This window comes from Variovorax sp. RA8 (genome assembly GCF_901827175.1).
In the GTDB taxonomy this organism is placed as follows: domain Bacteria; phylum Pseudomonadota; class Gammaproteobacteria; order Burkholderiales; family Burkholderiaceae_C; genus Variovorax.
Window position 1 is genome coordinate 3083487 of record NZ_LR594662.1, and the last position, 23638, is coordinate 3107124.

The 23638-nt window shown below is 68.3% G+C and carries 21 protein-coding genes; 15 read left to right on the forward strand and 6 right to left on the reverse strand.

The annotated features are described in order from the left end of the window. Positions 1–10 precede the first annotated feature (10 nt). From glpD to E5P3_RS14530, 8 genes are all read left to right on the forward strand, one after another. Positions 11–1660 (forward strand): glycerol-3-phosphate dehydrogenase, encoded by a 1650-nt coding sequence (gene glpD, locus E5P3_RS14495; protein ID WP_162586625.1) that lies wholly within the window; start codon positions 11–13, stop codon positions 1658–1660. Beyond that, positions 1651–2727, forward strand: a complete 1077-nt coding sequence (locus E5P3_RS14500) for an ABC transporter ATP-binding protein (protein ID WP_162586626.1) — start codon at positions 1651–1653, stop codon at positions 2725–2727. Before glpD ends, E5P3_RS14500 begins: the two co-directional genes overlap by 10 nt. 2 nt (positions 2728–2729) lie before the next feature. Beyond that, positions 2730–3800, forward strand: a complete 1071-nt coding sequence (locus E5P3_RS14505; RefSeq protein WP_162586627.1) for an ABC transporter ATP-binding protein — start codon at positions 2730–2732, stop codon at positions 3798–3800. A gap of 82 nt (positions 3801–3882) precedes the next feature. Continuing rightward, entirely contained in the window at positions 3883–4773 is an 891-nt protein-coding gene (locus E5P3_RS14510; protein ID WP_162586628.1) for a carbohydrate ABC transporter permease, read from the forward strand. A 169-nt stretch (positions 4774–4942) separates the two neighbouring features. Next, positions 4943–5755, forward strand: a complete 813-nt coding sequence (locus E5P3_RS14515; protein WP_068684468.1) for a carbohydrate ABC transporter permease — start codon at positions 4943–4945, stop codon at positions 5753–5755. 18 nt (positions 5756–5773) lie between these two features. Next, positions 5774–6082 carry a DUF2160 domain-containing protein gene (locus E5P3_RS14520; RefSeq protein ID WP_162586629.1) on the forward strand — a complete coding sequence of 103 codons (309 nt, stop codon included), beginning with the start codon at positions 5774–5776 and terminating at the stop codon, positions 6080–6082. Between the two features lie 87 nt (positions 6083–6169). Further along, on the forward strand, positions 6170–7900 hold the full coding sequence (locus E5P3_RS14525; RefSeq protein ID WP_162586630.1) for an ABC transporter substrate-binding protein: 1731 nt from the start codon (positions 6170–6172) through the stop codon (positions 7898–7900). Between the two features lie 88 nt (positions 7901–7988). Then, entirely contained in the window at positions 7989–8546 is a 558-nt protein-coding gene (locus E5P3_RS14530; RefSeq protein ID WP_162586631.1) for a histidine phosphatase family protein, read from the forward strand. Here the strand turns inward: E5P3_RS14530 and E5P3_RS14535 are convergent, their stop codons facing one another. Genes E5P3_RS14535 through E5P3_RS14555 form a run of 5 tightly spaced genes read right to left on the reverse strand, consistent with a single transcriptional unit; the run spans position 8547 to position 14176 of the window. Further along, positions 8547–9164 carry an HD domain-containing protein gene (locus tag E5P3_RS14535; RefSeq protein WP_162586632.1) on the reverse strand — a complete coding sequence of 206 codons (618 nt, stop codon included), beginning with the start codon at positions 9162–9164 and terminating at the stop codon, positions 8547–8549. It lies immediately after the preceding gene. Then, entirely contained in the window at positions 9164–10222 is a 1059-nt protein-coding gene (mltB, locus tag E5P3_RS14540; protein ID WP_162586633.1) for a lytic murein transglycosylase B, read from the reverse strand. Before mltB ends, E5P3_RS14535 begins: the two co-directional genes overlap by 1 nt. A 54-nt stretch (positions 10223–10276) precedes the next feature. Beyond that, a complete protein-coding gene (locus E5P3_RS14545; protein ID WP_162586634.1) occupies positions 10277–12268 on the reverse strand; it encodes a transglutaminase family protein in 1992 nt (663 codons plus the stop codon). A gap of 4 nt (positions 12269–12272) precedes the next feature. Further along, positions 12273–13259, reverse strand: a complete 987-nt coding sequence (locus E5P3_RS14550) for a DUF58 domain-containing protein (protein WP_162586635.1) — start codon at positions 13257–13259, stop codon at positions 12273–12275. Then, the gene (locus E5P3_RS14555; protein WP_162586636.1) at positions 13256–14176 is read right to left on the reverse strand and encodes an AAA family ATPase; all 921 of its coding nucleotides are present in this window, start codon (positions 14174–14176) and stop codon (positions 13256–13258) included. The genes E5P3_RS14550 and E5P3_RS14555 overlap by 4 nt, the downstream gene beginning before the upstream one ends. Before the next feature lie 75 nt (positions 14177–14251). Between E5P3_RS14555 and E5P3_RS14560 the strand changes: the two genes are divergently transcribed. The 7 genes from E5P3_RS14560 (at position 14252) to E5P3_RS14590 (ending at position 22379) form a co-directional block, all read left to right on the forward strand. Then, on the forward strand, positions 14252–15205 hold the full coding sequence (locus E5P3_RS14560; protein ID WP_162586637.1) for a histone deacetylase family protein: 954 nt from the start codon (positions 14252–14254) through the stop codon (positions 15203–15205). A gap of 4 nt (positions 15206–15209) precedes the next feature. Then, positions 15210–16490, forward strand: a complete 1281-nt coding sequence (locus E5P3_RS14565; RefSeq protein ID WP_162586638.1) for a mechanosensitive ion channel family protein — start codon at positions 15210–15212, stop codon at positions 16488–16490. A 137-nt stretch (positions 16491–16627) separates the two neighbouring features. After that, entirely contained in the window at positions 16628–17377 is a 750-nt protein-coding gene (locus tag E5P3_RS14570; protein ID WP_162586639.1) for an electron transfer flavoprotein subunit beta/FixA family protein, read from the forward strand. A 12-nt stretch (positions 17378–17389) separates the two neighbouring features. Beyond that, entirely contained in the window at positions 17390–18325 is a 936-nt protein-coding gene (locus E5P3_RS14575) for an electron transfer flavoprotein subunit alpha/FixB family protein (protein ID WP_162586640.1), read from the forward strand. A gap of 82 nt (positions 18326–18407) precedes the next feature. Continuing rightward, positions 18408–20198 (forward strand): acyl-CoA dehydrogenase, encoded by a 1791-nt coding sequence (locus tag E5P3_RS14580; RefSeq protein WP_162586641.1) that lies wholly within the window; start codon positions 18408–18410, stop codon positions 20196–20198. Positions 20199–20256: 58 nt separating this feature from the next. Continuing rightward, positions 20257–21219: an NAD(P)H-dependent flavin oxidoreductase gene (locus E5P3_RS14585; RefSeq protein ID WP_162586642.1), complete on the forward strand. Its 963-nt coding sequence runs from the start codon at positions 20257–20259 to the stop codon at positions 21217–21219. 65 nt (positions 21220–21284) lie between these two features. Next, a complete protein-coding gene (locus E5P3_RS14590) occupies positions 21285–22379 on the forward strand; it encodes an acyltransferase family protein (RefSeq protein WP_162589690.1) in 1095 nt (364 codons plus the stop codon). Between the two features lie 6 nt (positions 22380–22385). Here the strand turns inward: E5P3_RS14590 and E5P3_RS14595 are convergent, their stop codons facing one another. Next, positions 22386–23492, reverse strand: coding sequence for a glycosyltransferase family 4 protein (locus E5P3_RS14595; protein WP_162586643.1), 1107 nt, complete (start codon positions 23490–23492; stop codon positions 22386–22388). Positions 23493–23638 lie beyond the last annotated feature (146 nt).

A 23638-nucleotide genomic window follows, 5' to 3' on the forward strand; every position in this document is an offset into this window, starting at 1 on the left:
AGGAACCAAAATGAAAAAAACCGAAACCGCCGCAAGCGAAGTTCGAACCATCCAATCCCAGACTGTGAGCGCAAGTCCCTCATCCTCGTCGGCCGCCGTGGCCGCCTGCGACGTGCTGATCGTCGGCGGCGGCATCAACGGCTGCGGCATCGCACGCGACCTGGCCGGCCGTGGCTGGCGCGTGCTGCTGTGCGAGAAGGACGACCTTGCGGCGCACACCTCTTCCTCGTCCACCAAGCTGATCCACGGCGGGCTGCGCTACCTCGAGTACTACGAGTTCTCGCTGGTGCGCAAGGCGCTGCAGGAGCGCGAGGTGCTGCTGCGCAGCGCTCCCCACATCATGTGGCCGCTTCGCTTCGTGATGCCGCACGATCCCTCGATGCGGCCGGCCTGGATGGTGAGGCTCGGTCTGTTCCTGTACGACCACCTGGCGCGGCGCGAGGTGCTGCCCGGCTCCCGCTCGGTCGACCTGCGCGCGCACGCGGCCGGTGCGCCGCTCAAGCCGCAGTTCAAGCGCGGCTTCGTGTACTCGGATGGCTGGGTCGACGATGCGCGGCTGGTGGTGCTCAATGCGCTCGATGCGCGCGCCAAGGGGGCCGAGGTGCTGACGCGCACGCGCTGCCTGAGCGCGCAGCGCGATGCCGATGGCTGGACCGCGGTGCTCGAGGGCCCGGCCGGGCGGCGTACGGTGCGCGCCCGCGCGGTGGTGAACGCGGCGGGGCCCTGGGCCGAGTCCTTTTTGCGCGGGGTTGCGCGGCCCGCGCAGGGCGAGGCGCTGGCCACCCGCCACCTGCGCCTGGTCAAGGGCAGCCACATCGTGGTGCCCCGCCTGTTCACCCACGACCACGCCTACATCTTCCAGAACCCCGACAAGCGGATCATCTTCGCGATCCCCTACCAGGACGCCTTTACGCTGATCGGCACGACCGACATCGAACTCAGTGGCGACGACCCCGGCGCGGCGCGCATCGGCGCGGACGAGATCGAATACCTCTGCACCCAGGCCAGCCGCTACCTGGAGAAGCCGGTCGTGCCGGCGGACGTGGCCTGGACCTACTCGGGCGTGCGCCCGCTGCTCGACGACGCCTCGGGCGATCCGTCAGCGGTGACGCGCGACTACATGCTCGAATCGAACACCGCCGCCGCGCCGCTGCTGTCGGTCTGGGGCGGCAAGATCACGACCTTTCGCAAGCTCTCCGAGGACGCGGCCGACGAGGTGGGCCGCATGCTCGGCGAATCGCGCGCGGCCTGGACCGAGGGCGCATTCCTGGCGGGCGGCGACCTGTCAGGCTGGATCGGCGGCGCCACCCGGCCCGACCAGGACTTCGAGCGCTTCGTGGCGGCGGTCCGCGCGAAGCATCCCTGGCTTGACGGTGCGCTGGCGCGCCGGCTCTCGCGCGCCTACGGCGCCCGCATTGCCACGGTGATCGGGGACGCGCAATCGATGAGCGACATGGGCCAGGCCGTCGCCCCCGGCCTGCACGAGCGCGAGCTGCGCTACCTGCAGGACGAGGAGTGGGCATGCAGCGGCGAGGACGTGCTGTGGCGGCGCTCCAAGCTGGGCCTGCACTACACGCCGGAAGAACGCGAACGTGTCGGTGCCTGGATTCAGCAGCAGGCCCGCACCCCCAGGCAGCAGGAAGGAGTTGCATGCAGCTGACACTCGAGCGCGTCACCAAGAAGGTGGGTGCGCAGACCTGGCTCTACGAGCAGAGCATCGCGCCGAGGCACGGCGCGGTGACGGTGCTGCTCGGCGCCACGCAAGCCGGCAAGACCAGCCTGATGCGGCTGATGGCCGGGCTCGACACGCCCACCTCGGGCCTGGTCCTGGTCGACGGCAAGAACGTGACCGGCGTGCCGGTGCGCGAGCGCAACGTGGCGATGGTGTACCAGCAGTTCATCAACTACCCCTCGCTGCGCGTGGCCGAGAACATCGGATCGCCGCTGAAGCTGCGCGGCGAGAAGAACATCGAGGCGCGCGTGCGCGAGCTGGCGGACAAGCTGAGCATCGGCATGTTCCTCGACCGCTACCCGGCCGAGCTCTCCGGCGGCCAGCAGCAGCGCGTGGCGCTGGCGCGCGCGCTGGCCAAGAACGCGCCGCTGGTGCTGCTCGACGAGCCGCTGGTCAACCTCGACTACAAGCTGCGCGAAGGCCTGCGCGAGGAGCTCACGCAGCTCTTCGCCACCGGCGACTCGACCGTGATCTACGCCACCACGGAGCCCGGCGAGGCCTTGCTGCTCGGTGGCTACACGGCGGTCATGGATGCCGGCCAGCTGCTGCAGTACGGCCCCACCGCCGAGGTCTTCCACGCGCCGCAGTCGCTGCGCGTGGCGCGTGCCTTCAGCGACCCGCCGATGAACCTGCTGGCCGGGCGCGTGGCGACCGGCGGCGTGCAGCTGGCGGGCGGCCCGCTGGTGCCGGTGAAGTTGTCGCCTGGCGTCGATGGTGCCGTCACCATCGGCCTGCGCGCCAGCGCGCTGGACGTGCGCGCCGGCGAGGGCGATATCGCCATCCCGGGCAAGGTGGAGCTGGCCGAAATCTCGGGCTCCGACACCTTCGTGCACGTCAAGACCCTGGTGGGTGACCTGGTGGCCCAGCTGACGGGCGTGCACCGCTTCGAGCTCGGGGCGGCCATCACGCTCTACTTTCCGGCGACGCAAGCCTATGTGTTCGACGCCGCTGAACGGCTGGCCGTCGCGCCTGCCTGGCGCAGACAAGGAGCCTGACCGTGGCACGCATCGACCTCGACCTGGCCCATGCCTACCGGCCCAACCCCACGCAGGACAGCGACTATGCGCTGCTGCCGCTCACGATGAGCTTTCGCGACGGCGGCGCCTACGCCTTGCTCGGCCCATCGGGCTGCGGCAAGACCACCATGCTCAACATCATCTCGGGGCTGCTGGTGCCGTCGCGCGGCACGGTCAGCTTCGACGGGCGCGATGTCACGCATGCGTCGCCGCAGGAACGCAACATCGCGCAAGTGTTCCAGTTCCCCGTGATCTACGACACCATGACCGTCGCCGAGAACCTGGCCTTTCCCCTGCGCAACCGCAAGCTGCCGGCCGAGCAGATCAGGAAGCGCGTGGGCGAGATCGCCGAGATGCTGGACATGAGCGGCCAGCTCAACCAGCGCGCCGCCGGGCTTGCGGCCGATGCCAAGCAGAAGATCTCGCTGGGCCGCGGGCTGGTTCGCAGCGATGTGTCGGCCGTGCTCTTCGACGAGCCGCTGACGGTGATCGACCCCAACCTCAAGTGGCAGCTGCGGCGCAAGCTCAAGCAGATCCACCGCGAGCTCAAGCTCACGCTGATCTACGTCACGCACGACCAGGTCGAGGCGCTGACCTTCGCCGAGGAGGTGATGGTCATGACGCGCGGCAAGGCGGTGCAGGTGGGCAGCGCCGACGCGCTCTTCGAGCGGCCGGCCCATACCTTCGTCGGGCATTTCATCGGCTCTCCGGGGATGAACTTCCTGCCGGTGCAGAGCAGCGGCTGGTCGCTCGAGGTCGCCGGCATGCGGCTCACGACGCAACGCACGCTGCCCGAGGGCGCGCTCAAGCTGGGCATCCGCCCCGAGTACGTCACCCTGGCCGAGCCGAACGCGGCCGGTGCGCTGGCAGCGACCGTCGTGCAACTGCAGGACGTGGGCACGCACCAGATGCTGACGGCGCGGGCGGGGGAGAGCGTGATCAAGGCGCGGCTCCCATCCGACGCGCAGGCCCCGGCAGCGGGTGAGCCGGTCTGGCTGAAAGTGGTGGACGCGCACACCTGCTTCTACCGCGATGAGGAGCTGGTGGCATGAGCGCAGCGCAGAACCGCTTCAAGCAAGCTCGCGTCCCCTTGGGGGGCAGCGAGGACACGAAGTGCCGAGCGTGGGGGCAGACATGAACGGAACAACGAAGCCGATCAACCAGAAGGCCTGGTGGCTGGTGCTGCCGGTGCTGCTGTGCGTGGCCTTCTCGGCCATCGTGCCGCTGATGACGGTGGTCAACTATTCGGTGCAGGACATCATCTCGCCCGAGCGCCGCGTGTTCGTGGGCACCGAATGGTTCGCCTCGGTGATGCGCGACGACGAGCTGCATGCGGCGCTCTGGCGCCAGCTCGGCTTCTCGCTGGCGGTGCTGCTGGTGGAGATCCCGCTCGGCATCTGCCTGGCGCTCTCGATGCCGGCAACGGGGTGGAAATCATCCGCCGTGCTGGTGATCGTCGCGCTGTCTCTGCTGATTCCGTGGAACGTGGTCGGCACCATCTGGCAGATCTACGGCCGCGCCGACATCGGCCTGCTCGGCTGGACGCTGCAGAAGCTGGGCATCGACTACAACTACACCGGCAGCGCCACCGATGCCTGGATCACGGTGCTGGTGATGGACGTCTGGCACTGGACGCCGCTGGTGGCGCTGCTGTGCTTTGCCGGGCTGCGCTCCATCCCGGACGCCTACTACCAGGCCGCGCGCATCGACGGCGCCAGCCGCTTCGCCGTGTTCCGCTACATCCAGCTGCCCAAGATGCGCGGCGTGCTGATGATCGCGGTGCTGCTGCGCTTCATGGACAGCTTCATGATCTACACCGAGCCCTTCGTGCTCACCGGTGGCGGCCCGGGCAACGCCACCACCTTCCTGAGCCAATACCTCACGCAGAAGGCCGTGGGGCAGTTCGACCTGGGCCCGGCGGCGGCGTTCTCGCTGATCTACTTCCTGATCATCCTGCTGTTCTGCTTCGTGCTCTACAACTGGATGCAGCGGGTCGGCACGCAGACGGTGGAGGAGCCGCAATGAGCGCCGCGCCGGGCCGCCCCAAGCAAGCTCGGCCTTGCAGGCCGCGCTGCTGCCAGACGCAGCAGCTCTTCGGGCTGTCCATGCCTGCGCAGGCAGGCATGGAGCCGCAGCCCTCAGCCCCCTCGGGGGGCAGCGATGACACGAAGTGCAGAGCGCGGGGGCTTGAATGATGAACGAACGGAGATTCCGCAAGCGCAGCATCTTCCTGCTGCTGTACATCCTGTTCGCCCTGTTGCCCATCTACTGGATGGTCAACATGAGCTTCAAGACTAACGAGGAGATCCTTTCGAGCTTCTCCTTCTTCCCGCAGCAGTTCACCTGGGCCAACTACGCGCGCATCTTCACCGACGAGTCCTGGTACTCGGGCTACATCAACAGCCTGATCTACGTGGGCATCAACACCGTCGTGTCGCTCACGGTGGCGCTGCCCGCGGCCTATGCCTTCTCGCGCTATTCGTTCCTCGGCGACAAGCATGTCTTCTTCTGGCTGCTGACCAACCGCATGACGCCGCCGGCGGTGTTCCTGCTGCCGTTCTTCCAGCTCTACACCACCGTCGGGCTGATGGACACGCACCTGGGCGTGGCGCTGGCGCACCTGCTCTTCAACGTGCCGCTGGCGGTGTGGATCCTGGAAGGCTTCATGAGCGGCATCCCGCGCGAGATCGACGAGACGGCCTACATCGACGGCTACTCCTTCCCGCGCTTTTTCCTCACCATCTTCCTGCCGCTGATCAAGGCCGGTGTCGGGGTCGCTGCCTTCTTCTGCTTCATGTTCAGCTGGGTCGAGCTGCTGCTCGCGCGCACGCTGACCAGCGTGAACGCCAAGCCCATCGTGGCGACGATGACGCGCACGGTGAGCGCGTCCGGCATGGACTGGGCGACGCTGGCGGCCGCGGGCGTGCTGACGATCGTGCCGGGCGCGATCGTGATCTGGTTCGTGCGGCACTACATCGCGAAGGGGTTCGCGATGGGGCGGGTCTAGGTGGGAAAGGAGTTCGGAATGCTCGAATGGATGGTCTGGACCACCCCGGTGGCCGTTTTCTTCAGCTGCATCGCGCTGATGCTCGTCGGCATGACGGTATGGGAAGTCAAGTCGCCCACCACCTTGCGCCGCGGCTGGCTGCCGCTGGAGACCACGCGCGGCGACCGGCTCTTCATCGGCCTGTTGATCGCGGCCTACATCAACCTGATCTTCATCGGCCTGGCCGGCAAGTTCCAGGAATGGCTCGAGCTGCAGGCCGAGCCGTCGATCTGGATCAGCTTCGTTCTGTCGATGCTGGTGCTGGCGCTCGTCATGCGCAAGGGCTGAGCACACTTTCATTTCACGCTGTCCGGCTCTCCGCTTTCCCGGGGCCGGGATCTGCACAACACCGGGAAGCACCTAGAGGAGACATCCATGAAGATTCGCTACACAGCACTGGCACTGGCAGCGGCGGCGCTCGCCATGCAGAGCGCCTCGGCCGGCGAAGCCGAGGCCAAGAAGTGGATCGACAGCGAATTCCAGCCGTCGACCCTGAGCAAGGACCAGCAGACCGCGGAGATGAAATGGTTCATCGACGCCGCGAAGAAGTTGCAGGCCAAGGGCGTGCGTGAGATCTCGGTGGTATCGGAAACGATCACCACCCACGAGTACGAGTCCAAGACGCTCGCCAAGGCCTTCGAGGAGATCACCGGCATCAAGGTCAAGCACGACCTGATCCAGGAAGGCGACGTGGTCGAGAAGCTGCAGACCTCGATGCAGTCGGGCAAGTCGATCTACGACGGCTGGATCTCCGACTCCGACCTGATCGGCACGCACTACCGCTACGGCAAGGTCATGAACCTGACCGACTACATGGCGGGCAAGGGCAAGGAATACACCAACCCCGGCCTGGACCTGAAGGACTTCATCGGCACCAAGTTCACCACGGCGCCCGACGGCAAGCTCTACCAGCTGCCCGACCAGCAGTTCGCCAACCTGTACTGGTTCCGCGCCGACCTGTTCGCGCGCCCGGACCTGAAGGAGAAGTTCAAGGCCAAGTACGGCTACGACCTGGGTGTGCCGCTCAACTGGAGCGCCTACGAGGACATCGCCGAGTTCTTCAGCGTCGACGTGAAGACCATCGACGGCAAGCCGATCTACGGCCACATGGACTACGGCAAGAAGGATCCGTCGCTGGGCTGGCGCTTCACCGATGCCTGGCTCTCGATGGCCGGCACCGCCGACATCGGGGCGCCCAACGGGCTGCCGATCGACGAATGGGGCATTCGCGTGGCCGACGACAAGTGCACGCCGGTGGGCGCCAGCGTGTCGCGCGGCGGCGCGACCAATTCGCCGGCGGCGGTCTACGCGCTCACCAAGTACGTCGACTGGATGAAGAAGTACGCGCCGCGCGAAGCCACCGGCATGACCTTCGGCGAGGCCGGCCCGGTGCCCGCGCAGGGCCAGATCGCGCAGCAGATCTTCTGGTACACCGCCTTCACCGCCGACATGACCAAGCCCGGGCTGCCCGTCGTCAACGCCGACGGCACCCCCAAGTGGCGCATGGCACCCGGCCCGAACGGCCCGTACTGGAAGCAGGGCATGCAGAACGGCTACCAGGACGTGGGCTCGTGGACCTTCTTCGCCGCCCACGACGAGAACCGCACCGCGGCCGCCTGGCTCTATGCGCAGTTCATCACCGCCAAGACCACTTCGCTGAAGAAGACCATCGTGGGCCTGACGCCGATCCGCGAGTCCGACATCCAGTCCAAGGCCATGACCGACATGGCGCCGAAGCTGGGCGGCCTGGTCGAGTTCTACCGCAGCCCCGCGCGCGTGGCCTGGTCGCCCACCGGCACCAACGTGCCCGACTACCCCAAGCTGGCGCAGCTCTGGTGGAAGAACGTGGCCGAAGCGGTGACGGGCGAGAAGACGCCGCAGAAGGCGATGGACAACCTGGCCGACGAGATGGACAACGTGATGGCCCGCCTGCAGCGCGCCGGCATGGCCAAGTGCGCGCCCAAGCTCAATGCCAAGGGCGATCCCAACAAGTGGCTGAGCGACCAGCACGCGCCGTGGAAGAAGCTGGCCAACGAGAAGCCGAAGGGCGAGACCATCGACTACGAGAAGCTGCTGACGGCGTGGAAGGAAGGCAAGGCGCGCTGAGCGTCCCATCGTTCCTGCAGGGGCTGCCGTGCCTTGGGCACAGCAGCCCTTTTTGCTTTGGGGTCGGCGGCTTTGCTAGCCTCGCGCCATGCTCGGACGACGCGAATTCATCCTCCTGCCCGCGGCCCTGCTCGGCAGCGCCCATGCCCAGCAAGGCGAAGACGCGATGGCCGAGCGCTTGCGCGCCGGCCGCTGTGCACTGCTGTGGCGGCATGCGCAAACCACAGGGGGCATCGGCGATCCAGCGGGCTTCAGGCTGGACCAGTGCGGCACCCAGCGCAACTTGAGCGATGCCGGTCGGGCGCAGGCCCGGGCCGCCGGCGAATGGTTCCGCAGCCGCGGCCTGCGGCCGCTTGCCGTGCGCTCCAGCGCGTGGTGCCGGTGCAAGGACACGGCGGACCTGGCGTTCGGGGCGCACGAGCCGTGGGCGCCGCTCAACTCGACATTCGGCAATGCGCGGGTCGCGCCCGAGAACCGGCAGCTGCTGCTGGATGGGCTGGCGCGCATTCCGGCCGGTGCCTTCGAGGCGTGGGTCACGCACCAGGTGAACATCACGGCCTTTACCGGCGAGTCGGTAGCGATGGGCGAGGCCGTGGTAGTGGACCGCGCCGGCCAGATCGTGGCGCGCGGAGGCTTCGGCACCTGATCAGCCGATCGCGCGCTGCAAATTGACGCGGGCCTGGGCTTCGAGCCGCGCGCGGATCGACGGCGTGAGGTAGAGCGGGTCGCGTGCGAGGAAGCTGCCGAGGATCTGGCGCCGCCGGGGCTCGAAGACGCCGGGCGGCACGTGCGCGTACTCGAAGCGGATCTGCTGCTCGTACTCGGCGAAGCGCGGCGCCGGCGCGCCGAGGATCGACAGGTCGATGTCGACCAGCAATCGCGCATCGGCTTCCTCGGGCTGCGCCTGGTGACGCGTGGCCAGCACCAGCGCGTGCACGCGCTGCACCGCGTCGGCTTCCACGCCTGCATCGCGCAGTGCCTGCTGCGCCCAGTCGGCGCTGCGTTCCTCGTTGTCGTGGCGGTGGATGTCGTAGATGGCGTCGTGGAACCAGAGCGCCAGCGCGATCTCGGCAGGGCGCCTTGCATGGCTGCGCTCGAGCGCCAGGCTTTCGAGGCATTCGTCCAGGTGCTGCAGCGTGTGGTATGCGCGATGCGGCTCGCTGTAATGTGCGAGCAGCGCATCGAGGAGCGCGGCGTCGGGCGCTTCCACGCCGAGCACGTCCCAGGCGTCGGCCCATGCGGAGCGCCGCGCATCGGCCTGCATCAGTTCTCCATTGCGGCGCGCACCTCGCGCCCCAGATCGATCACCGACATCGCGTAGTAGCTGCTCCAGTTGTAGCGCGTGATGACATAGAAGTTCTTCGTGCCCGCCACGTAGGTGGGTTCATCGTCGCCGTTCTGCAACTCGATGAGCGCCAGCAGTCCCTTGTGTCGCAGCGCCTCGGCCTCGAGCACCGCGCCGCCGGCGACGAAGGCGTCGGCGCTGAAGGTGGGCAGGATGTCGGGCGCCAGCAGCACGTCTTTCTTGAGCCGCGCCGGGTCGAAGCTCACCGGGTAGATCGACGGCATGCCGGGCTGCCAGCCGAAGCCCTTGAAGTAGCTGGCCACCGAGCCGATCACGTCGGCCGGGTTGTTGACCAGATCGATGCGGTCGTCGCCATCGAAGTCGATCGCGTACTTGGCGATGCTGCTGGGCATGAACTGGGGCATGCCCATCGCGCCGGCATAGCTGCCCACCGGCACCATCGGGTCTTCGGCGGTGCGGCTCTCGGTGCTGAGGAAGCTTTCGAGCTCGCTGCGGAAGAAGGCCTGGCGCTCCGCCGCGCGCGGATGGGCCTGCGGGAAATCGAAGGCCAGGGTGGCCAGCGCGTCGATCACGCGGAAGTTGCCCATGTTGCGGCCGTAGATGGTCTCGACCCCGACGATGCCGACGATGATTTCCGCCGGAACGCCGTACTCGGCCTCGGCCCGCGCCAGCGTGGCGGCATTGGCACGCCAGAAGCGCACGCCGGCGGCGATGCGTACCGGGTCGATGAAGCGGCTGCGGTAGACGCGCCAGTTCTTCGCCGTGCCGCGAGGCGCCGGCACCATCAGGCGCGGCACGTTGGGCAGGAAGCGCGCGTTGCCGATGGTGGTGCGCACCCAGGCGCGGTCGAGATCGCGCCGCGCGGCCACGTCGTCGGCGAACTGCATCGCGTCTGCGCGCGTGGCGTAGGGCGTTTCGCCGCGCACGACTTTCTGGGCCAGGGCGGGGAGGGAGGGGAGGGCGGCGCCCAGCAGGACGAGGGCCAGCGAGAAAACAGTCGGGAGAAGGCGTCGCATGGGTTCCGATTGTGCAGCCCGTGCGCAAGGCCCCGGCGCACGACACATGTGGTTTCAGCGCGGCCAGGCGAGATGCCGGAACTCCGCGCGCAGGGCGGGCAGCGTGAGGTCGGGCGCGGCGGCGTAGCGCTGGACCTCGAGCCGCAGCAGCCAGTCCTGCACGGCCTGCGAGCCGTTTCCGAAGCGCTCGGCGAGTTGCTTCGCCATCTGGCGCGGCGGTGTGCCCTCGGGCAGTTCGATGCCGGCCTGCGCGAGGCGCGTGCGTGCCTGGCCGAGCAGCCTCAGCCACGGGTCGTGGCGGCTGCGCTCCCACAAGGTCCAGCCGGCGCCGCCGAGGCTGGCCAGGACCAGCAGCGCCAGCAGCACGGTCGCGAGGTCCTGCAGGCTCGGCGCGTCGAAGCCCAGGTGTTTCAGCAGGTCGAGCTGGCGGCTTTGGGTGTAGCTGAGCACCCATTGGTTCCAGCCGTTGTTCAGCGCCTCCCAGGCGGCGCGCAGGTTCTGGGCCAGGGTCGGGCTCATGGCGCCCACCGCGCCGGCGAACAGGCCCGGCTGCGGGACGAGGCGTTGGAACTGGCCGACGCGGTCCGGCGAGACGGCGCCGGTCGGGTCGACCCGCACCCAGCCCGTGTTCTCCTCCCACACCTCGGCCCAGGCATGGGCATCGCTGTGGCGCAGGGTCCAGTAGTTGTCGAGGCCGTTGATCTCGCCGCCCTGGTAGCCGGTCACGATGCGTGCCGGGATGTCGAGCGCACGCATCAGCACCACGAAGGCCGAGGCGATGTGCTCGCAGAAGCCGGCTTTCCGGTCGAACCAGAATTCGTCCGCGGTCTCGTCGCCGTAGATGCCGGGCTCCAGCGTGTAGCTGTAGCCGCCGGTGCGCAGCCGCCGCAGCGCGGCCTGCACGAAGGCTCCGGTGTTCGCGCTCGCCAGGGCGGGATCGCTCTTCATCTGCGCGGCCAGCGCGACGGTGCGCGGGTTGGAGCCCGCAGGCAGTGCCACGTAGGGGCGCAGGGCGAGGCCGCGGCGCTGCGGGCCGCTCTGGAACTGCGTGTAGCTCTCGGCGCGGTAGCGCACCAGGTCGCTGATCGGCCGGTTTGCCAGCCATTGCAGGTCGGCGGTGCCGAAGAGCTCGTAGCCCGGCAGCTCCGGCCTCTGCGGCGTGGCATCGAGCGTCAGCAGCCACGCCCGGTTGCTGGGCTCCAGCGTGACCTGGTAGCCGATGGGCTGGCCCTGCACGCGCACGTTCTGGGCGCCGCGCGTGAGCAGCGGCGAAGCCGTCCATTCCCGGCCGTCGAAGCGCGACAGCACCGGGCCGCGGAAATACAGGTCGCGCTGCGCCGGCACGCGGTCGCCGTCGAACTTGATGCGCGCGGCGATGCCGTCGTCGAGCGCGAGCTGCGCGATGCTGCCCACGCGCATCGTGTTCGACAGGCCGCTGCGCCCGGCCATGGCATCGCTGGGCGTGCCCCACAGCGGCGCCATGCGCGGGAAGAGCAGGAACAGCACCAGCATGATCGGCGCGCCGAGCAAGGCCATCCACCCGGCGGTGCGCGCCGCCTGCATCAGCGGCGGCCGGCCGACCGGCATGTGGGCGTTGACCAGCGCCGTGAGCAGGCCCAGCAGTGCGAGCAGCATGGCGAAGGCCGTCAGCAGCGACTGCGAGTAGAAGAAGTTCGTGAGCATCGTGAAGAAGCCCAGGAAGAAGACCACGAATGCATCGCGGCGCGCCCGCAGCTCGAGCGTCTTGAGCGCCAGCAGGATCACGATGAGCGTGACGCCGGCGTCGCGGCCCAGCAGGGTGCGATAGGTGGCGAAGGTGGCGAGCAGCGTGACCGCGAGCAGGCCGGCGCGCCACCACTTGCTGGGCAGCGGGCGGGCCTGCACCGCCAGGCTGCCGCGCCAGAGCAGCACCACGGCGGCGAGCGTGCTGCACCACCAGGGGATGTTGCGCAGCTGGGGCAGGAGGATGAGGGCGATCACGCCCAGCAGGAAGAGCGTGTCCCTGGCTTCGCGGGGGAGCGACTGGAGCCTGGCTGCGAGCTTCATGTTGTCAACAGAGTGCCAGCATTTCGAGGCAGCGTCGCCTGTGCGCCTCGCCCTGTGACGGCGCGACGGTCCGCCCCGCGACGCGCAAGCCGTAGTCCGCGCCAAGCCGGTCGGCCATCAGCACCCACGCGCAAAGCCGCGACAGGCGGCTCTCGGGGTCCGCCAGCCCCGTGGCCTGGGCATCCAGCCAGAGTTCGTGCCGCTGCGCCTGCTGCGTATCGCGGCTCACCAGGTCTTCAGACCCCGCGGCCTGCGCCTGCGCGGCCCGCTTCCAGACCACGAGCTTCAGCGGATCGCCGCGCCGGTAGGCGCGCACGCCGTCGTACTCGCCGGCCACGCTGGCGCGCAGCGCGGAATTGGCGGCCTGGCCGGCCAGCGGTTCGCCCGGCGGCAGCGGCGGCGGGTGCGGCTCGGGCGCGGGATAGACCAGCACCTGCGAGGCCGGCCGCCACACGGTCCAGACGCGGAAGGTGCCGAGCGGGAAGCGGGTCTCGGCGGTGAGCGTGGGGACCGGATGAAGCCCGCGGCGATCGGGCTGGAACGCCACCTCGACGATGGAGCTGCCCTCCGCGGGCACGTCGCTCCACGCCCACTGCCCACTGTGGCGCACCGCCAGCCCGATGCCGTAGCGCGTGCTGCGCCGCTCGTTCTGCAGCACCACGCGAACCACGGCCGCGGCGCCCGCGAACTGCGGCTCGGGCGGCATCAGGCGCAGCCCGAGCCCGCGCAGTGTTCCGTGGCCCACGTGCATGCCGACCGCCACGCTGCCGGCCAGCAGGAAGGTCAGCAGATAGCCCAGGTTGAGCTGGTAGTTGATCGAGCCGATCAGCAGCAGCAGCAGCGTGGCGGCCAGCATCCAGCCCGCTTTGGTCGGCACGATATACACGTTGCGCTGGGTCAGCTCCAGCGTGTCGGAGGGCGGCCGGCGCGACAGGAACCAGCCGTCGATGCGCGAACGGACCGGGACGAAGAGGCGCGCAGCCGGGTTCACGGCAGGGGAACGGCGGCGATCATCGCGCGCACCTGCTCGGACGCGCCGCGCCCGGCATCGCCGACGGGCGTGAGCCGATGCGCGATGGTCTGCGGCAGCACGGCCTGCACGTCGTCGGGCGCCACGTAGTCGCGGTTGGCCAGCAGCGCCTGCGCCTTGGCGGCGCGCAGCACCGCGATGCCCGCACGCGGCGACAGGCCCTGCAGGAACCAGCGGCCCGAGCGGGTCGCGGCGATCAGGTCCTGCACGTAGTTCAGCAGGGGCTCGGCCGCATGCACCTGCAGCACGCGCTGCTGCAGCGCGGTGAGCTCGCCGGCAGTCAGCAAGGCCGGCAGGCCGGCCAGCATCTCGCGGCGGTCGGCGCCGGCCAGCAGCTCGCGCTCGGCCGCGCGGTCGGGGTAGCCCAGCGAGATGCGCATCAGGAAGCGATCGAGCTGCGATTCGGGCAGCGCGAAGGTGCCCAGCTGGTCGTGCGGGTTCTGCGTCGCGATCACGAAGAAGGGGCTGGGCAGCGGGCGGGTCTCGCCTTCCACCGTGACCTGCTTCTCCTCCATGGCCTCGAGCAGCGCGCTCTGGGTCTTGGGGCTGGCGCGGTTGATCTCGTCGGCCAGCAGCACCTGGGCGAAGATTGGCCCGGGGTGGAAGACGAAGGCCTGCTGCCCGCGGTCGTAGATGGCCACGCCCGACAGGTCGCCGGGCATCAGGTCGGCGGTGAACTGGACGCGCGAGAACTGCAGCCCGAAGGTGTGCGAGAGCGCGTGGGCGAGGGTGGTCTTGCCGACCCCGGGCACATCCTCGATCAAGAGGTGGCCGCCGGCCAGCAGGCAGGCCACGCAATCGCGCACCTGCGCCTCTTTGCCCACGATCACCGTGTTAAGCTGACCGAGCAAACTGGCGAGCTTCGCGGCGACGTCCATTTTTGTATCCATATGCAAACAATACCGCAAGCCTTGCGGCCCCGTGCCGCATGAGGCTTACGACGCAGGTCGATCATGGGCAAAACCGGCTACTTCTCACACCGCGACTGCTGGAAGCATGACATGGGCGCGGGCCATCCCGAATGCCCGCAGCGGCTCGATGCCATCGAGGACCGCTTGCTCCTGACCGGCGTGGCCGATGCCCTCGAACGTGGCGATGTGCCGCTGGCGACCTTGCCGCAGATCACGCGGGCCCATGACGTCGAACACATCGAGCACCTGGAGGCCCTGCACCAGCGCCTCGTCGCCGACGAGCCTGCCGGCGGCCCCCGCCACGCGCAGCTCGACCCCGACACCGCGCTCATGCGCTTCACCATGCTGGCGGCGCGCCGCGCGGCCGGCGCGGCCATCGCGGCGACCGATGCCGTGATCTCGGGCGCGCTGGACAACGCCTTCTGCGCCGTGCGCCCGCCGGGCCACCATGCCTGCCATGACAAGGCCATGGGCTTCTGCTTCATCAACAACATCGCGGTGGGCGTGCGCCATGCGATCGAGGCGCATGGCCTGGAGCGTGTCGCGATCGTCGACTTCGACGTCCACCACGGCAACGGGACCGAGGACATCTTCAGCAACGATCCACGGGTGCTGATGGTGGGCATCTTCCAGCACCCCTTCTATCCGTACAGCGGCACCGACCACCCGGCGCCCAACATGCTCAACCTGCCGGTGCCGGCCTACACCAAGGGCATGGACGTGCGCGAGCTGATCGAGGCTTGCTGGATGCCGCGGCTGGAGGAATTCCGTCCGCAGATGATCTTCGTGAGCGCGGGCTTCGACGCGCACCGCGACGACGACCTGGGGCAGTTGCGGCTCAACGAGAACGACTTCGCCTGGATCACCGAGCGCATCCGCGACGTGGCGCGGCGCCATGCAGGGGGGCGCATCGTCTCGATGCTGGAGGGCGGCTACAACCTCGACGCGCTGGCCGCCAGCGTCGAGGCGCACGTGCGGGTGCTGGCAGACCTGTAGGCCGATGACACTGGACGACTTCCGCCAGCGGCTCAGCCAGATCCATGCCGGAACCCTCTGGGTCGAGATTGCCGCGCTGATCGCCTGCGTGGCGCTGGCCTGGGGCCTCTGCCGCTGGTTCGGCCGCGACCAGCCCAGGGAGTCGATCTGGTTCGGCGAACGCACCTTCGACGGACTGCTGTTCCCGCTGCTGGCGCTGCTCCTGACCGATCTCGCGCGTCGCTTCATGCTCGATTTCCAGCCGGTGCTGGTGCTGCGCATCGCGGTGTCGGTGTTCCTCTCGCTGGCTGTGATCCGCCTGGTCGCGCGTGTGCTGCGGGCCGTCTTCCCGAGTTCGGCACTGGTTCGGCTGGTCGAGCGCACCGTCTCCTGGCTGGCCTGGGTCGCCGCGGTGTTGTGGATCGTCGGCCTGCTGCCGGCGGTGCTGGCCGAGCTCGATGGCATCACGCTTTCGTTCGGCAAGAACCACGTCAGCCTGCGCACCATTCTCGAGGGCGTGCTGTCGGCGGGCGTCGTGCTGGTGATCTCGCTGTGGATCGCGTCCACCCTCGAGAACCGCGTCCTGCGCACGGCGGTGACCGACCTGTCGATGCGCAAGGTGGCCTCGAACGCCATCCGCGCCTTCCTGCTGTTGATCGGCCTGCTGTTCGCACTGTCGGCAGTGGGCGTGGACCTGACCGCGCTCTCGGTGCTGGGCGGCGCCGTGGGCGTCGGCCTGGGCTTCGGCCTGCAGAAGCTCGCGGCCAACTACGTGAGCGGCTTCGTGATCCTCCTGGAGCGCTCGATCCGCATCGGCGACAACGTGAAGGTCGACGGCTTCGAGGGACGCGTCACCGACATCAAGACCCGCTACACGCTGGTGCGGCAGGGCAATGGGCGCGAGTCGATCGTACCCAACGAGTCGCTGATCACGAGCCGGGTGGAAAACCTCTCGATGTCCGACCTCAAGTTCAACCTCACGACCAGCATCGTCGTCGGCTACGACAGCGACGCCGCGCAGGTGCAGGCCATCCTGTGCGAGGCCGCCGCCGCGCAGCCGCGCGTGCTCCGCGATCCCGCGCCCGTGGCCTTCCTCACGAGCTTCGCTCCCGACGGGCTGGAGTTCACGCTCAATTTCTGGATCGCCGATCCGGACAAGGGCAAGGACAACGTGCGCTCGCCCATCAACATCGCCATCCTGGAGGGCCTGCGCAAGGCGGGGATCGACATTCCCTATCCCCAGCGCGTGCTGCGCGTCGAATCGTTACCACTTGGCGTGCCGTCTGCCGGCGAAGCTCGCCTATAATCGCAAAAAAGCACGACCGTTCGTTTTCCTGCGCCGCGGCGCCCCATGATTGAAATGAACAGTTCGCGCGGAGGCCGGCGCCTAGAATCTTCGGTTCCTCTGCACCCCCGGTTTTGCAATTCAATGGAGTCAAGCCAATGAAGGTCCTGGTCCCCGTCAAGCGGGTCGTCGACTACAACGTCAAAGTGCGCGTCAAGAGCGACGGCACCGGTGTCGATATCGCCAACGTCAAGATGAGCATGAACCCCTTCGACGAGATCGCCGTCGAAGAAGCGGTGAGGCTCAAGGAGAAGGGCGTGGTCACCGAGATCATTGCCGTGTCCTGCGGCGATGCCAAATGCCAGGAGACCCTGCGCACCGCCATGGCCATCGGCGCCGACCGCGGCATCCTGGTCGAAACCTCCGAAGAGCTCCAGCCCCTGGCCGTGGCCAAGCTGCTCAAGGCGCTGGTCGACAAGGAAGCTCCCCAGCTCATCATCCTCGGCAAGCAGGCCATCGACGACGACGCGAACCAGACCGGGCAGATGCTCGCCGCGCTGGCGGACCTGCCCCAGGCCACCTTCGCATCGAAGGTGGAAGTGAACGGCGACAAGGTCAACGTCACCCGCGAAGTCGATGGCGGCCTGGAAACCATCTCCCTCACGCTGCCCGCGGTGATCACCACCGACCTGCGCCTGAACGAGCCGCGCTACGTCACCTTGCCCAACATCATGAAGGCCAAGAAGAAGCAGCTCGACACCTTCAAGCCCGAAGACCTGGGCGTGGACGTCAAGCCGCGCCTGAAGACCCTGAAGGTGGTCGAGCCCCCGAAGCGCGGCGCCGGCATCAAGGTGCCCGACGTCGCCACGCTGGTGGACAAGCTCAAGAACGAAGCCAAGGTGATCTGAGGAGGAATCGACATGACCGTACTCGTTATCGCAGAACACGACCACGCCACCGTCAAGCCGGCGACCCTGAACACCGTGACCGCCGGCATCGCCTGCCAGAGCGGCGATGTGCACGTGCTGGTGGCCGGTGCCAATGCCGCCGAAGCCGCAGCCGCGGCCGCCAAGATCGCCGGCGTGGCCAAGGTGATCGCCGCCGACAGCCCGTCTCTCGCGGAAAACCTCGCGGAGAACGTGGCCGCCCAGGTCCTGGCCATCGCGAAGAACTACAGCCACATCCTGTTCCCGGCCACGGCCAACGGCAAGAACGTCGCGCCGCGCGTCGCAGCCAAGCTCGACGTGGGGCAGATCAGCGACATCACCAAGGTCGACAGCCCCGACACCTTCGAGCGCCCGATCTACGCGGGCAACGCCATTGCCACCGTGCAGAGCAGCGATGCGATCAAGGTCGTCACCGTGCGCACCACCGGCTTCGACGCGGCCGCTGCCACCGGTGGGAGCGCCACGGTGGAGAACGCCGAAGGCGTGGCCGATTCGGGCAAGAGCAGCTTCGTCGGCCGTGAAGTCACCAAGAGCGAGCGCCCCGAGCTCACGGCAGCCAAGATCATCGTCTCGGGCGGCCGTGCCTTGGGCAGCGCCGAGAAGTTCACCGAGGTGATGGCACCGCTCGCCGACAAGCTCAACGCGGGCCTGGGCGCCAGCCGCGCCGCGGTGGACGCGGGCTACGCCCCGAACGACTGGCAAGTGGGCCAGACCGGCAAGATCGTGGCGCCGCAGCTCTACATTGCCTGCGGCATCTCGGGTGCGATCCAGCATCTGGCAGGCATGAAGGACTCGAAGGTGATCGTGGCGATCAACAAGGATCCGGAAGCACCGATCTTCAGCGTGGCCGACTACGGGCTCGAGGCGGACCTGTTCACGGCGGTGCCGGAGCTGGTCAAGGCGCTCTGAGCACCTTCCACAAACCGACCGTCGAAGCAACCAGGGCATCGTTCGCGATGCCCTTTTCATATCTGCTGCATTGGAGACAGCCATGAGCTACACCGCCCCCGTCAAGGACATGCTCTTCGACATCGAGCATCTCGCCGACATCGCGCAGGTCGCGCGGATGCCAGGCCTCGAGGACGCCGGCCTCGAGACCGCGCAAGCCGTGCTCGAGGAGTGCGCGCGCTTCAACCAGGACGTCGTCGCGCCCCTCAATTTGGCGGGCGACAGGCATCCCTCGACGTTCAAGGACGGCAAGGTCGCCACCACCCCCGGCTTCAAGGAGGCCTTTGCGCAGTACGCGGCGGGCGGCTGGCAGGGGCTGCAGCACCCGGCCGAGTTCGGCGGCCAGGGCCTGCCCAAGACCATCGGCGCGGCCTGCGGCGAGATGCTCAACTCGGCCAACATGAGTTTTGCGCTGTGCCCGCTCCTGAGCGATGGCGCCATCGAGGCGCTTCTCACCGCCGGCTCGGACGAGCTGAAGGCAGCCTATCTCGAAAAGCTGGTGAGCGGCCAATGGACCGGCACCATGAACCTGACCGAGCCGCAGGCCGGCAGCGACCTCGCGATGGTGCGCACCCGCGCCGAGCCGGCGCCCGACGGCAGCTACAGGATCTTCGGCACCAAGATCTTCATCACCTACGGCGAGCACGACATGGCTGAGAACATCGTGCATCTCGTGTTGGCGCGCGTGACCGGCGCGCCCGAGGGCGTGAAGGGCATCAGCCTGTTCGTGGTACCGAAGTTCCTGGTCAACCAGGGTGGTTCCCTCGGTGCGCGCAACGACGTGCATTGCGTCAGCATCGAGCACAAGCTGGGCATCAAGGCCTCGCCCACGGCGGTCCTTCAATACGGGGATCACGGCGGCGCCGTCGGTTACCTCGTCGGCCAGGAGAACCGCGGCCTCGAATACATGTTCATCATGATGAACGCGGCGCGCTATGCCGTCGGCGTGCAGGGCATCGCGATTGCCGAGCGGGCCTACCAGCAGGCGGTGGCCTATGCGAAGGAGCGGGTGCAGAGCCGCCCGGTGGACGGGTCGATGAACGCGAGCGCGCCCATCATTCACCACCCCGACGTCAAGCGCATGCTGATGACGATGCGCGCCTGCACCGAGGGGTGTCGCGCCATGGCGACCACCGCGGCGGCGGCCTACGACGCGATGCACCACCATCCCGATGCCGAGGCGCGCAAGCAGAACCAGGCCTTCTACGAATACATGGTGCCGCTGGTCAAGGGCTACAGCACCGAGATGAGCCTGGAGGTCGCATCGCTGGGCGTGCAGGTGCATGGCGGCATGGGCTTCATCGAGGAGACCGGCGCGGCGCAGTACCTGCGAGATGCCAAGATCCTCACCATCTACGAAGGCACGACCGCGATCCAGGCCAACGACCTCGTCGGCCGCAAGACGGCGCGCGACGGCGGCCAGGTCGCCAAGGCCATCGCCGCCCAGATCGAGAAGACCGAGGCCGAGCTCGCGAAGCGCGACAGTGCCGCCGCACGTGCAGTGGCCAAGCGCCTGGAGGCCGCGCGCGAGGCGTTCGTCGACGTGGTCGAGTTCGTCGCCGGCCGGACCAAGGCCTCGCCCAATGCGGTGTTCGCCGGCAGCGTGCCCTACCTGATGCTGGCGGGCAACCTCGTCGCAGGCTGGCAGCTCGCACGCTCGCTGCTGGTGGCAGAGGACCAGCTCAAGGCAGGCAACGACGTCGCCTTCATGCAGGCCAAGATCGCCACCGCCCGCTTCTATGCCGAGCACATTCTCATCAAGGCACCGGGACTGCGCGACAGCATCGTCGACGGGGCGGAGAGCGTGACCGCGTTGGCGATCGAGGCCTTCTGAAATCGGACAGCCGGCTGTCCGCTCCCGCTTTCAACAACCTTCAAGAGACGACCGAACCATGTCCAAGCTCCCTTCCGTGCTCGCCAACCTCCCGTTGCCGATCATCGGCTCGCCGCTGTTCATCATCAGCAACCCCAAGCTCGTGATCGCGCAATGCAAGGCCGGCATCGTGGGGGCGATGCCCGCGCTCAATGCGCGCCCGGCCGCGCAGCTGGAAGACTGGCTGGCCGAGATCACCGAGGAACTCGCAGCACACGACAAGGCGAACCCGGACCGGCCCGCCGCGCCCTTCGCGATCAACCAGATCGTGCACAAGAGCAACGACCGGCTCGAACACGACATGGAGATGGTCGTGAAGTACAAGGTGCCGATCGTCATCACCTCGCTGGGTGCGCGTACCGACGTCAACGACGCTGTCCACAGCTACGGGGGCGTGACGCTGCACGATGTCATCAACAACGCCTTCGCCCGCAAGGCGATCGAGAAGGGCGCCGACGGCATCATCGCGGTGGCGGCCGGCGCCGGCGGGCATGCGGGCATCAAGAGCCCCTTCGCGCTGGTGCAGGAGATCCGCCAGTGGTTCGACGGACCCATCGCGCTGTCGGGCGCGATCGCAACCGGCGGCGCGGTGCTGGCGGCGCAGGCCATGGGCGCCGACTTCGCCTACATCGGCACCGCCTTCATCGCGACCCAGGAGGCGCGCGCGAGCGACGAGTACAAGCAGGCCATCGTCGACGGCAACTCCGACGACATCGTCTATTCGAACCTCTTCACCGGCGTGCATGGCAACTACCTCGCGCCGAGCATCGTGGCCGCGGGCATGGATCCGGCCAACCTGCCGCAGGGCGACCTGAAGACCATGAATTTCGGCGGCGGGGAGGGCAGCAAGACCAAGGCCTGGAAGGACATCTGGGGCTCGGGGCAGGGCATCGGGGCCGTCACCGAGGTCGGCACCGCCGCCGCCTTCGTCGAGAAGCTCAAGCGCGAATACCAGGAAGCGCGGCAACGCCTTGCCCTCTGATCAACGCATTGCCCTCTGATCCGGCCGCGGCGCGCGCGGTCGCCGTGCCTGCGGCCGCGGCGCGCATGCCGCTGCTCGACGTGGCAAAGGGGATCGCCTGCGCGCTGATCGTCGGGCATCACCTCGCGCGCTACGGCCCGCTGCCGGCCAGTGCCTCCACCCTGGCGCCGGCGCTTTTCGAATGGCTGGCCGACAACGGCCGCCTCGCCGTGCAGGTGTTCCTGGTGCTCGCGGGTTTCCTGGCGGCGGGCAGCCTCGCGCCCGATGGCGTGCTGCGCATCGACCGCCCCCTGCTGCGCGTGTTCCAGCGCTACGGCCGGCTCGCCATGCCCTACCTGGCGGCGCTCATCGCCAGCGTGCTGGCCGCGGCGCTGGTGCGGCCCTGGCTCGTCGACGAGGCCGTGCCGGCGGCGCCCGGCCTGGCGCAGCTGGTGGCGCACGGCCTGCTGCTGCAGGACCTGCTGGGCTACGAGGCGCTCTCCACCGGCGTGTGGTACGTGGCGATCGACTTCCAGCTCTTCGTGCTGGCGCTGATGGCCATCGGCCTCTCGGAACTGCTGCAGCGCCGCTGGGCGCTGGGCCCGGAGCGCTCGCGCTGGCTGGCAGTGGCGCTGGTGCTGGTGCTGGCCGCGGCCTCGCTTGCAGTGTTCAACCGCAACGAAGCGCTGGACGATACAGCGCTCTATTTCTTCGGCGCCTACGGCCTGGGCATGCTGGTGTTCTGGATCGGCCGGGCCACGCGGCGCAGCACCTGGCGGTTCGCCGTGGCGCTGCTGGTGCTGGTCGGTGCCGCGGCCCTGGCGCTCGACTGGCGCAGCCGCATCGCGACGGCGCTGGTCACGGCGCTGCTGCTGGTGGTGGCACAGCGCCGCGGCGGCCTGGCGCTGGGTGCGTGGCCGCCGTTGCTGCGGCTGGGGCGCATCTCGTATTCGCTGTTCCTGATCCACTTCCCGGTGCTGCTGCTGGTGAGCGCGGTGGTGTCCCGGCTGGCACCCGTCGGGCCCTGGATCGGGCTGCTCGGCCTCATCGCCGCCTTCGGGCTGTCGATCGCCGCGGCGGCGCTGCTGTATCGCTGGGTCGAGTCGCGAGCGGTCACCTGGCCCAGGGTGCTGGCCCTGTTCGCCGGTCTGCTGGCCTGCGGGAGGATCACGGCGGGCTGAAGAGGCTCAGGGGCCGTTCGCCAGGGCGTCCTGGTAGTGGCGCGAGAAGGTCTGGGCGATCACTTCCCAGTCGTAGCGCTTGGCCCGCTGCTGGGCGGCCGCCGACATCGCGGCGCAGCGATCGCCGTCGAGGCCAGCGACCTCGCGCACCACCGCGGCGTCCGCCGCGCCCGCATCGAAGCCGAGGAAGAAACCGTTGACGCCGCGCTCGACGAAGCCGTTGATCGGCGCGATGTCGCGGCACAGCACGATCTTGCCCGCCGCCATCGCCTCGAGGATGCCGACGCCGAAGCCCTCGTATTCGCTGCCGGTCACGAACACGGTGCGCTGCTGCAGCTCGTGCATCAGCGCGGCGTCCTCGATGTAGGGGTGCAGCCGGACGGCGGCGTCGAGCTTCAGCGCATGGATCTGGTTCTGCAGTGGCTCGCGCAGGTTGTCGAAGTCCGGCCCGGCGATCAGCAGGTCGATCGCGATGCCCTGGTCGCGGGCCATGGCGACCGTGTCGATCACCGCGTCGATGCGCTTGTTGCGCGACCAGCGGCCCCAGTAGATCCATTTCGCCGGATCGGGTGTCCCGGTCAGCAGGCCCTGCTGGAACTTGGCATAGGCGATGCCGTTCTCGCACTTCTCGACGCGGTCCGAGAACTGGCTGAAGTACGCAGTGTCCGATTCGCTGGTCGCCAGGATCTTGCGGTAGTGCCGCAGCATAGAGCGCATCAGCAGGCGCTCGTGCAGCCACTTGATCGCCCGGTGCCTCGTCGTGTGGCGGAAGCCGCCATGTGTGCTCAGCACTGCGGGGATGTGCCGGCATTGCAGCAACACGTTGCCGGTGAGCATCATCAGCTGCGGGTCGTGCACGTGCAGCAGGTCATAGCCTGCAGCGAGGCGGCCGAAGTCGCGCGCATAGCCCGCCAGCCGGTTGCCGGCCACGGGCACGCGGTACACCTTCAGGCCGTCCACCTCGTCCACGGAGGGCTGCGCGAGCTTGGCCGAGACATGGGCCACGTCGACCTGCACGCCCGGACCCGAGGTGCGCACGGCCAGTTCGCGAACCACGGACTCGATGCCTCCCACCTGCGGAAAGTAGGTCGGCGTGATGGAAAGAACTTTCAATTTGGAGGCTCCGGCAGGGCGGTCACATTGGCGCTGTAGCTTAGCGGGTGCTGGCAGCCCGGCGGAAAAGCGTCCCGCCGGGGGCTTCGGCGCAACAGAATGCAGGGTGGTGCGTTATCCCTTAGACTTCAGGAAATTTCAGGAAA